This window comes from Novosphingobium sp. BL-S-19 (genome assembly GCF_055521675.1).
The window spans coordinates 875,906-884,801 of the sequence record NZ_CM145497.1 but is presented as its reverse complement, the minus strand read 5'-3'; the positions used below and the strand labels follow the sequence as shown (position 1 = coordinate 884,801).

Below are 8,896 nucleotides of genomic sequence, written 5' to 3'. Positions count from 1 at the left end.
ATTCTCTTACGCGAATATGCAGAGAAGCTTTTCCGCCGTTTTCCGCCCCGTTAAGGCGCGGAAAATCACCCTGCCTTCGCCGCGGACGGGGAAAGCAGGGTGATGAATCGCGCCGAAAATCAGGGCTGGCCGGCGACCGCCGCCAGCGCTTCCCACTTCGCCTGCGAAGCGATCTGCGCAAAGATCGCCGGCAGGGCGCCGGCATCGCGCAGGCGCAGGAAAGCGTCGGCCGGCAGCGCCTCGAACCGGGCGCGGTCCACCGTGTGGTATTCCACCAGCAGGCTCGGCTCTGCGGCACCCGGCGCGGTGTAGTGGACGCGCTTCACTTCGAAGAGGTCCAGTTCTTCCAGCAGGGCCACCAGCAGGCGCGTGCGCGCTTGTGCCGCTTCGTAGTTCTCACAGAACCGCAGCGCCTGCAGCGTCAGTTCGGTGGGCGTGCCGTCTTCGAACAGCGCCACCGCGCCCGCGTCGTCACCCTTGGCCGCCACGCGGCCCGATGCGTGATCGAGGCAAAGGATCAGCCGGTCGCTGCCCTCGTCCCGCGCGAACACGAAGGGATAGCGGCGCAGATAGGCCGGGATATAGGCGCCGGGGCGGTATCCACCCTCGGCAACGAACAGGTTCTTCTCCGCCTCAAGCGCGGTGACCACGTAAGGCTGGCGATCGTCGCCGAAGAACAGGATCGGGTAATCGAGCGCGGCGCGCTCGAACTCGTCGACCGAAAGCTGCACCATCGGCGCGGCGGCAGCGAATCCGAAATCGGTAGGCGCGACAATGACCGCCGCATCGGCGTGCGTGGCGGAATGCACCGGGCGCGGATCGCGATAGAGCGGCAGGCTGCCGTTCACTTGCGGGCCAGCGGCAGGCGCGGCCGCAGCCGTTTTTGCCGCGTCGGTTGCCTTGCGATTTTTCTGCTTCGATTCCGTCATATGCCCCACCAGTAATTTCATGTCTGTCGCTGCCCGGCCCCATCGCGTGCGATGCCCCATGGCCGGCAGATGGTTAGTTCACCTGTTAGATCAGCGACTTACGCGAAGCGCCCATATGCAATGGTTTGCGAGGGTGCAAGCGCGTGTGTCGCCTTTCTTTCGGCGTGACGCCAAATTGGCGCAATCCGTTCATCTACTTATAGACGCATTCCCTGTGGAAACGGCGGTTTACACGCATTTAACCATGACCTGATGGTTGTGTTCAAAAGGGGTCATTCATGACATCGATGTCGGCGATTTGTCCGATATATGTCGAAACCCGGAATAGTCGTTTTTTGACAGCGCATTAGTTGATGAATTAGGCCCTATCGCAAGCACGATTGCATAAAACGCCCCGATCACCACCCTTGAAATTTCGCCGCTCAGGCCGCACTATGCTGCGATGCACAATGAGTTTATCCCGGACGTACGCGCATGAGCGAGACCCGAATGCAGATCATGGCGGCGATCGCGCATCAGCGCACCGTGATGACGCAGTACAATGGCGCTGCGATCAAGCTGGCGCCGCATCTGCTGTTCGAACGGCACGGCGATCTCTTCGTCAGCGCCCTGAACATGAGCAAGGCCTGGCGCACGCCGGAAGAACAGCGGCTGGGTCAATTCAAGCTGGCCGGCCTCTCCGACGCGGAAGTGCTGGACGAAACGTTCGCGCCCCTGCCCGGCTACGAAGCTACGTTGCCGCGCGAAGGGGATACGCTGGTACTGGCGGTCTGAACGGGATCTTCAGGGGAGTTCCGAAAGCCTGATCGCCCCTTCGGGCAGGCGATAGCCGGGCACTTCCCAGGCCACGTCATGCACGATCGGCTGCGCCGGCAGGGTGCGGCGGCGGAACAGGTTCATCCGCCACTCCCACCGCTCACGCGCGAAATTCCAGTGCTTTTTCGGAACGAATTCGGCCAGCGCCCATAGCCATGGATGCATGCCGTAGTGGATCTTCGCCTCGGGACTGGCCGGCGCGTATGGGCCGGGGATTTCGCCAAGCACTTGCGCCAACCGGTCAGGATCGAGCAGCAGACCGGCCTTCTGCGCTTCGGCAGCCATCCATTGCAGCGGATACTTAGACATCCCGCTCTCCGCCTCCGGCCAGCCGCCGCCAACGTCGCAGTGCGTGCCGGGAAACCAGACCTCGCGAATGTCGCGCCGAGGATCCTCGCGAAACCAGTTGACGCGGAAGAAGCCGCGCCGCTCGTCCAGCGCCTTGGCATGGCGGACAATGGCGACGTCCGGATTGAAGCGGGTGTAGGGAATGGTCAGCGGGCTGCCGATCCAGCCGACCGAGTTCACGGTGTCCCACACGCCCAGAAAATGCACCGGGCAATCGCGGGCGGAAATCGTGCCCTTGAAATCGCGCGCCAGTTGCGCGCGCGCCTTGTAGGGATCGCCGGGCCGGGCGCGTGCCATGGCCCAAAGCATCTTGACGGCATAGGGGACCAAGGGGTCGTTCCCCCGCATCGCCAGACCATAGCAATGGAGCATCGCCGCCACCACGCGCGCGGTATAGGCGCCCCGGCTGAATCCGAAGATGTAGACACGGTCTCCGGGCCGATAGGTGTCGGCAAGGTAGCGATAGGTGTCGGCAATGTCGTCCTGAAGGCGGTAGCCGAAAGCCAGCCCGGCCAGTTGCCCCAGCCACCGCCCGGTCTTCGTGCCGATGCCCGTCGGCGCGCGGGTGCCGATGCCGGGATGATAGTAGACGGCCTGCCTCGCCTCATCCTTCACCAGCGCGTGAAAGAGTTTGATGACGCTGGTGCGGTCTTGCGAAAACTGGTTCGAAGTACCGTCGCAGCAGACGACGATATTGCGGCCCGTATAGTCTTGCCCCTGTTCGTCCGCCATACGGCCCCCACCAAGTCGCGATAGGGCCGAGGATGCCTTTATTCGGGGGCAAGTTCCAGCGCATAGAACCGCGTGTCCACCGCCATGCGCGGAAAGCTTTGCGGCAGGTCCGCCGCGTCGATCAGGCGGAAGCCGTGCTTTTCGTAAAAGCGATGCGCGGCGAGGAAACGGTCGGTCGTGCCGAGAAAGACCTGCCGCGTCCCCGCCGCGCGCGAGCATTCGAGCAGCCGGGCCAGAAGCGCCTGCGCGACGCCGAATTCCCTGCCCCGGAATTCGGCCGCGACGAACATCTTGCGCAAGGCCCCCCTATTTCCCCCGATGTCCTTCATGGCGATCGTGCCGACGATCCGGCCTTCATGCTCCGCGACCAGGAATTCGCCCGATCCGACCTGGTAAAAGGTCGGAATCGCGCGAAGATCGGGCTGGTCGTCGGCCGTGATGGCAAGGCCGAATTCCTCCCGCTGGATCGGGAGGATCACGTCGACGACGCCCTGTTCGTCCGCGGGGACGAAGGGCCGGATCACGAGGCTGCTCATGCCCGCCGGTTAGGCAGCGCGGCGGATCAAGGCAAGCGATCCGCCGCGCGGCTCATCGATTAGGAATCGGCGTCCTGCTTGACGTTGGCGTCGTCTGCCGAGACGAAACCATCGTGGTTGGCATCGTGGCGCAGGAACATCGCCCAGCCCGATGCGTCGAATTCGGCATGAGTGATGCCGCCGGACTTGTCGCTGTCCAGCACACCGAACCGCACATCGGCCTGGCGCATCTGGCGCGTGCGCTCTTCCTCGCGAGAGGCGGCAGGTTCGGTCAGCAGTTCCTTTTCCAGCCGCTCCCGATAATCGCCGACATATTCGTCGTGAGAGAGCACACCGTCGTGATTGCGGTCCATCCGCGCGAATTCGGCGTCGCGGCCGCGCTGGTATTCGTCCTTGCCGACTTTGCCGTCGCCGTCGAGGTCCTGCTCCTTGATGAACGTCGCCCGGTCGTGAGAGGCGGCGTGAGCGGTGCCCGTCACCGCCAATGAGGCGGCCAGAGCGAGGGCAGTGCGGATCGATTTCTTGGTCATGGTTCTTCTCATTCGCTAACGGAATAGGTCAGGGCATAGGTGTAGCTGCGCGCCGGATCGGCGCCGGCGGCGTTCACGCGGTGGCGGGTCATCGCGAAGTAGAGGCCCGGCTCTGGCGCGGTGATGCTGAAGCGCCCCTGCGCGTCGCTGGTGATCAGCGGCAGGCGGCGGTTTTCAACCTCGCCGGGGCGGCCTTCCTCCACTTCGACATCGGCGTTCGCCAGCGGCTTACCATTGAACAGCACCTGGAATTCGGCCGGCTTTCCGGCGCGGATGGCGGCAGGATGGGTGATCGCGCGATATTCGATGCCCTTGCCGGTCGGCGCCAGCGCGGCCTGTGTGGGGGTGCCGCGACTGACGTAAGTTTCGGCCTTGGTCATGCTCTGCATGTCCACCGGCGTCACCCCGGCGGGGAGCGGGCGGCGCGGGTCGATGAATTCCCACTGCCCGTCGATCAGCGCGGCCTTGGCGACGCGGCCCTGCCGTTCGCCGCTGGTGATGCGATAGGTGCCGTCAGCCGGTGTCGGCACTTCCAGCACGGCCAGATCGCGCAGCATCACCGGCTTCAGCGGTGTCGCCTGCCCATCGGGGCCGACCACCTGATAAGCGTCGGACTGCATGGCGATGGCCGGCACGAACACATGTTCGCTGAATGCCGCTTCCACGGTCACGTGGTCGCCTTTCTCCAGCGTAAAGCCATTGGGCAGCAGGTAGGGCGAGTGCGCCAGCGCCGGCGCGCCCGCGAGCACGGGAAAGGCGCAGCCGGCCAAGGCGAGCGCAAGCCGCAATCGGTTTGAACGAGTCATGAAAATCCATCCCCTCAAAAGCGAATGCGCGGCTCGTCTCACAAACTCTATTGCGAATCAATAGCAGTAGGATAAATGAGCGGCGTTGGCGCTCTTAGGGATGCGCCTGGGGCTCTCACATTTTCGGCAGGAATCGCGCGCGGTCGTGCCGCTCCTGCCTGTTCTTATTGCTATTGCCTCGCATTCGTGGAAAGGAATCATTGATGGATATGGGTCTGCTGACAGGAACGAGCAAGGCGAGCATCGACTGGGCCGCTGCCGCGCTGCTTCTCGCCGTTCCCTGCACCCCTGCGCTGGCGCAGACGGCGAGTGGGGCGTCGAAGGACGATGCCGTTCGTCTCGGCAGCTTCCCGGTCAAGGCCAAGGCGGAAACCGACGATGCCGACGCCGATCGCAGCAGCACCGGCAAGCCCCGCGTCCTCACCACCACGACCACGGCCGAAACCCTGCGCGAACGCATGGTCGACAGCCTCACCGACTACGCCCGCCGCGTCGATGCCGGGGTGAATTTCAACCCGAACAACAATTCGATCAACATTCGCGGGCTCGATTCGAACCGCGTGCTGACCACCATCGACGGTATCCGCACCCCTTGGCTGGAAGACGGCGCACGCGGTGTGCAGGGCGGCGTTGCCTCGTTCGATTTCAACTCGCTGAGCGCAATCGACGTGGTGAGAAGCGCCGATTCCAGCTTCTTCGGCACTGGCGCGCTGGCCGGCGCGCTGGCGCTGCGCACGCTCGATCCCGAAGACCTGCTGGTGGACGGCAAGACGCAGGCGGGGCTTGGCAAGGTTACCTATGACAGCGCCAGCGACAGCATCTATCTGAATCAGGCCGCCGCGGTGCGCAGCAAGGATACGCTGTTCCTGATTCAGGGCGGCTACCAGAACGGCAACGAGACCAAGAACCAGGGCAATACCGGCGGCACGGGCTCTACCCGCACCGATGCGAACCCGGCCAGCTACGACCAGCTCAACCTGCTGGTGAAGCTGCATCAATACCTGCCCGGCGGTCATCGTCTTGGCCTGACCGGCGAAATCTTCTCGCGCGATTACAACGAGAATACGCTGACCAGCGTGGGATCGACGTACTCCACCTACCTCACCGACGAGAAGACCAAGCGCAAGCGGATCTCCGGCAGCTATGACTATCAGGGCGATGGCGGCACGATCCGTGAGGCGCACCTTGTCAGCTACTGGCAGCGCAGCAACCTGCAAACCTACACCGACGGCACACGCAAGACCGCACCGATCGGCCAATACATCCGCGACAGCGACCTTCAGGTGGAGATGTTCGGCCTGAACGGCAACATCACCGCCGATTTCCAGACCGGATCGATCTCGCACGCGATCACCGTGGCCGGCGAAGCCTATCGCACCAACACCAGCCAGTATGCCGCCGGGCAGGACAACTGCACCGCCGCGATCTATTCCTGCTCGTTCCTCCACGTGAACCAGTCGGACATGCCGACCGTGCACGGAACCGACCTTGGCTTCGTCATTCAGGACCGCATCGGCTTCGGCGCGGCGGACTGGCTGCATGTAACGCCGGGCATTCGCTACGACTATTACCGTCGTTCGCCGCAGGACACGCCCAGCTACACCGAAAACGCCGCCTACGAGGGCCTGCCCGCCAAGTCTTCCGACACGCGCTGGTCGCCCAAAGTGCTGGTGGAGGCACAAGTGCTTTCGAAGCTGACGCTCTACGGTCAGTATTCACAGGCCTTCCGCGCGCCTTCCGCCACCGAGCTTTACCTCACGTACGGCGGTACCGGCAGCTACGTAAGCATCGGCAATCCGGACCTGAAGCCGGAAACCAGCAAGGGCTACGAATTCGGCGCCCGCTTCGGCGATGACAAGCGGGGCCTGCGCGTGGCCTATTACCACAACAACTACCACAACTTCATCGACACGGTGACGACGACGGCCGCCGCCGCCGGGCTTTCCGGCAGCTATCCCTTCGGCGTGTTCAAGTACATGAACCTCAACCGCGTCCGCATCTACGGCGTGGAAGCCAGCGGAAACTGGGAATTCTCCAAGAACTGGCGGACCTGGGCCTCGATCGCCTATGCCAACGGCAAGAATACCGAGGACGATTACCACCTGAACTCGATCCCGCCGCTGCGCGCGGTTATGGGTGTGGGCTACAGCCACGAAAACTTCGGGCTGGACCTGTCCGGCACGGTGGCCGCATCGCGCAACAAGGTGGAAAATCCGGCGTCGGATCTCAACAAGACGCCCAGCTACGGCATCATCGATGCAACCGCATGGGTGCGTCCTGCGTTCGCGGAGGGCTTGCGCATTCAGGTCGGTGTCTACAACCTGCTGGACAAGACCTACTATAACGCGCTCGACCTGCCGGACAGCGGCAGCATCGGCAAGCTGTTCTATTCGCAACCCGGCCGCACCGTGAAGGCGACCGCGCTCATCTCGTTCTGAAAGGCCCGTACCGGATCATGACCCAACCTGCTGACAACGCGCTGGCACCCACGCTGGTGCAATCGCTTCGCGCCGGGACGCACGACATGCATGATCGCCTGGACAAGGCGATCATGGCGGCCGATCCCTTCGCCAGCGTGCCGGGCTATGCCCGCTTCGTGGAGATGCAGTACTTGTTCCACCGCGACATCGCCGCGCTCTATTCGGTCGAGGCCCTGCAGTACGTTCTGCCGGGCCTTGCCGAACGGCAGCGGATAGACCTGATCGCGGCGGACCTTGCCGATCTGGACCGCGCATTGCCGGAGGCCGATGGCCCTCCGGCATTCGCGGACGGCGCGGCAGTGGACGTGCCCACCGCGCTCGGCTGGCTCTACGTAGCCGAAGGTTCGAACATGGGCGCGGCGCTGCTGCGCAAGGAGGCCGCCAAGATCGGGCTTTCGGACCATCACGGTGCCCGCCACCTCGCCCCGGCGCCCGAAGGCCCGGCGGCGCATTGGCGTGCTTTCGTGGCAGGGCTGGATGCCGCTAATCTTACTGAAGAGGAAGAAGAGCGCGCCGTAGCCGGCGCCAAGGCCGCATTCGAACGCGTCCGGTCGCTCGCCGATGCCCGCTTCGCCTGAGCGGCCCGACAATACCGACGACCTGCTCCGCCGGGGCAGGACATCGCGCATGGCCTGGCTGGTGCTGGGCCTTGCGCTGGTGGGCGTGGGCGTGATCGGGATCTTCGTTCCGCTGCTGCCGACCACGGACTTCATGATCCTCGCCCTGCCCTGCTTTGCCCGATCTTCGCCGCGGCTGGAGGCATGGCTGCTCGATCATCCCCGTTTCGGCCCCGGCCTGCGCGCCTGGCGGGCGGAGCGGGTGATCCCGCGCCATGCCAAGTACGCCTCGTGGATCGGCATGACGATCGGCTTCACCTCGTTCTGCCTGTTGGCCAAGCCGAGCTTGATGGTGGCTATCCCGGTTGCCCTCGTTCTGCTGGCCTGCGCGGTCTGGGTAGGACGGCGGCGCGAGCCGGCGCAAGTCGCGGCCGAAGCCGAACCGGAAAACGCCTAGACAACGCGGCCGATCTTCCTCCCGGCGAAGGCGGCTAACCTCTCATTCCCTCTACAATTTGCCGTTCCGGATGCGCCGACATTGCCGACATTCGGATGGGGCGATAGGTCTCTTGCCCATGAGGTTACCATGGCAAAAAGCTGAAATGTCAGAAGCCCTGATTATTCGAGGCGCGACGATAATTGCCCAGCATTGGGGCCCTTCGGACGATCATAAAATTGAAGCCCTTCGTAGCGACGGCTTTTCTGAAGGGGAGGCCTGTCGACTGGTTGAGTTGCTACCTTTGGCCTTCAGTCGCCCGATCTTGGAGGAGTTAGGTGTCCGCCATTTTTCTAATAGAATTACCGCGCTGAAGGCCGATGGTACAAGCGTTACAGCGGATTTGAACCGGCAACCGGAATATGTCGGTGGCCTGAAATTGGCGCGCGCTCACCGCGCACGTGGTCGAATGGACCATGAGACATTCAAGCTCATCGCCGCCAGTAGCGCAGACATTGATGCGATTAGTAAAGCTCTCAACGCAGGTGTGGACATCAAGGGGGCAACGATAGCCTCATGCTTGCTCGGGGCGGAAATTGCCTTGCACCTCATTAGGTGAGGATGTCCGCTCCCCCCGACTTTACCACCGTTCGACAACTATGCTCGTACCACTAAAAGCGGACGGTCATTCAAACTGTGGCTTCTCCCCCCCAATTGATTGACACG

At 63.4% G+C, this 8,896-nt stretch carries 10 protein-coding genes; 5 read left to right on the top strand and 5 right to left on the bottom strand.

Annotation, left to right across the window (positions count from 1 at the left end; all coding sequences use genetic code 11):
• Positions 1–119 precede the first annotated feature (119 nt).
• Positions 120–929: a SapC family protein gene (locus ACZ1JV_RS03885; RefSeq protein ID WP_465149670.1), complete on the bottom strand. Its 810-nt coding sequence runs from the start codon at positions 927–929 to the stop codon at positions 120–122.
• Between the two features lie 474 nt (positions 930–1,403).
• On the opposite strand from ACZ1JV_RS03885, the gene ACZ1JV_RS03880 reads away from it, so the two are divergent.
• On the top strand, positions 1,404–1,703 hold the full coding sequence (locus ACZ1JV_RS03880) for a hypothetical protein (RefSeq protein WP_465149669.1): 300 nt from the start codon (positions 1,404–1,406) through the stop codon (positions 1,701–1,703).
• 9 nt (positions 1,704–1,712) lie between these two features.
• On the opposite strand, the gene ACZ1JV_RS03875 is transcribed toward ACZ1JV_RS03880, so the two are convergent.
• Genes ACZ1JV_RS03875 through ACZ1JV_RS03860 form a run of 4 tightly spaced genes read right to left on the bottom strand, consistent with a single transcriptional unit; the run spans position 1,713 to position 4,697 of the window.
• Positions 1,713–2,825 carry a DUF2235 domain-containing protein gene (locus ACZ1JV_RS03875; RefSeq protein WP_465149668.1) on the bottom strand — a complete coding sequence of 371 codons (1,113 nt, stop codon included), beginning with the start codon at positions 2,823–2,825 and terminating at the stop codon, positions 1,713–1,715.
• 38 nt (positions 2,826–2,863) lie between these two features.
• Entirely contained in the window at positions 2,864–3,361 is a 498-nt protein-coding gene (locus tag ACZ1JV_RS03870) for a GNAT family N-acetyltransferase (RefSeq protein ID WP_465149667.1), read from the bottom strand.
• Positions 3,362–3,420: 59 nt separating this feature from the next.
• Positions 3,421–3,891 carry an EF-hand domain-containing protein gene (locus ACZ1JV_RS03865; RefSeq protein ID WP_465149666.1) on the bottom strand — a complete coding sequence of 157 codons (471 nt, stop codon included), beginning with the start codon at positions 3,889–3,891 and terminating at the stop codon, positions 3,421–3,423.
• An 8-nt stretch (positions 3,892–3,899) separates the two neighbouring features.
• Positions 3,900–4,697, bottom strand: a complete 798-nt coding sequence (locus tag ACZ1JV_RS03860; RefSeq protein ID WP_465149665.1) for a DUF4198 domain-containing protein — start codon at positions 4,695–4,697, stop codon at positions 3,900–3,902.
• Positions 4,698–4,900: 203 nt separating this feature from the next.
• Here ACZ1JV_RS03860 and ACZ1JV_RS03855 point away from each other — a divergent pair, with 203 nt between their 5' ends.
• The 4 genes from ACZ1JV_RS03855 to ACZ1JV_RS03840 all read left to right on the top strand — a co-directional run bounded on the left by ACZ1JV_RS03855 (position 4,901) and on the right by ACZ1JV_RS03840 (position 8,789).
• Entirely contained in the window at positions 4,901–7,135 is a 2,235-nt protein-coding gene (locus tag ACZ1JV_RS03855) for a TonB-dependent hemoglobin/transferrin/lactoferrin family receptor (protein ID WP_465149664.1), read from the top strand.
• Positions 7,136–7,152: 17 nt separating this feature from the next.
• Positions 7,153–7,755: a biliverdin-producing heme oxygenase gene (locus tag ACZ1JV_RS03850; protein WP_465149663.1), complete on the top strand. Its 603-nt coding sequence runs from the start codon at positions 7,153–7,155 to the stop codon at positions 7,753–7,755.
• Entirely contained in the window at positions 7,739–8,191 is a 453-nt protein-coding gene (locus tag ACZ1JV_RS03845) for a YbaN family protein (RefSeq protein WP_465149662.1), read from the top strand. Before ACZ1JV_RS03850 ends, ACZ1JV_RS03845 begins: the two co-directional genes overlap by 17 nt.
• A 145-nt stretch (positions 8,192–8,336) precedes the next feature.
• Complete coding sequence (locus tag ACZ1JV_RS03840; RefSeq protein WP_465149661.1) at positions 8,337–8,789, top strand: hypothetical protein; 453 nt, start codon at positions 8,337–8,339, stop codon at positions 8,787–8,789.
• The last annotated feature ends 107 nt before the right edge of the window (positions 8,790–8,896 follow it).

Excerpts from the sequence above, each read along its gene's own strand:
- ACZ1JV_RS03885 (WP_465149670.1), bottom strand. The coding sequence starts at position 929 with ATGACGGAATCGAAGCAGAAAAATCGCAAGGCAACCGACGCGGCAAAA.
- ACZ1JV_RS03880 (WP_465149669.1), top strand. The coding sequence starts at position 1,404 with ATGAGCGAGACCCGAATGCAGATCATGGCGGCGATCGCGCATCAGCGC.
- ACZ1JV_RS03875 (WP_465149668.1), bottom strand. The coding sequence starts at position 2,825 with ATGGCGGACGAACAGGGGCAAGACTATACGGGCCGCAATATCGTCGTC.
- ACZ1JV_RS03870 (WP_465149667.1), bottom strand. The coding sequence starts at position 3,361 with ATGAGCAGCCTCGTGATCCGGCCCTTCGTCCCCGCGGACGAACAGGGC.
- ACZ1JV_RS03865 (WP_465149666.1), bottom strand. The coding sequence starts at position 3,891 with ATGACCAAGAAATCGATCCGCACTGCCCTCGCTCTGGCCGCCTCATTG.
- ACZ1JV_RS03860 (WP_465149665.1), bottom strand. The coding sequence starts at position 4,697 with ATGACTCGTTCAAACCGATTGCGGCTTGCGCTCGCCTTGGCCGGCTGC.
- ACZ1JV_RS03855 (WP_465149664.1), top strand. The coding sequence starts at position 4,901 with ATGGATATGGGTCTGCTGACAGGAACGAGCAAGGCGAGCATCGACTGG.
- ACZ1JV_RS03850 (WP_465149663.1), top strand. The coding sequence starts at position 7,153 with ATGACCCAACCTGCTGACAACGCGCTGGCACCCACGCTGGTGCAATCG.
- ACZ1JV_RS03845 (WP_465149662.1), top strand. The coding sequence starts at position 7,739 with ATGCCCGCTTCGCCTGAGCGGCCCGACAATACCGACGACCTGCTCCGC.
- ACZ1JV_RS03840 (WP_465149661.1), top strand. The coding sequence starts at position 8,337 with ATGTCAGAAGCCCTGATTATTCGAGGCGCGACGATAATTGCCCAGCAT.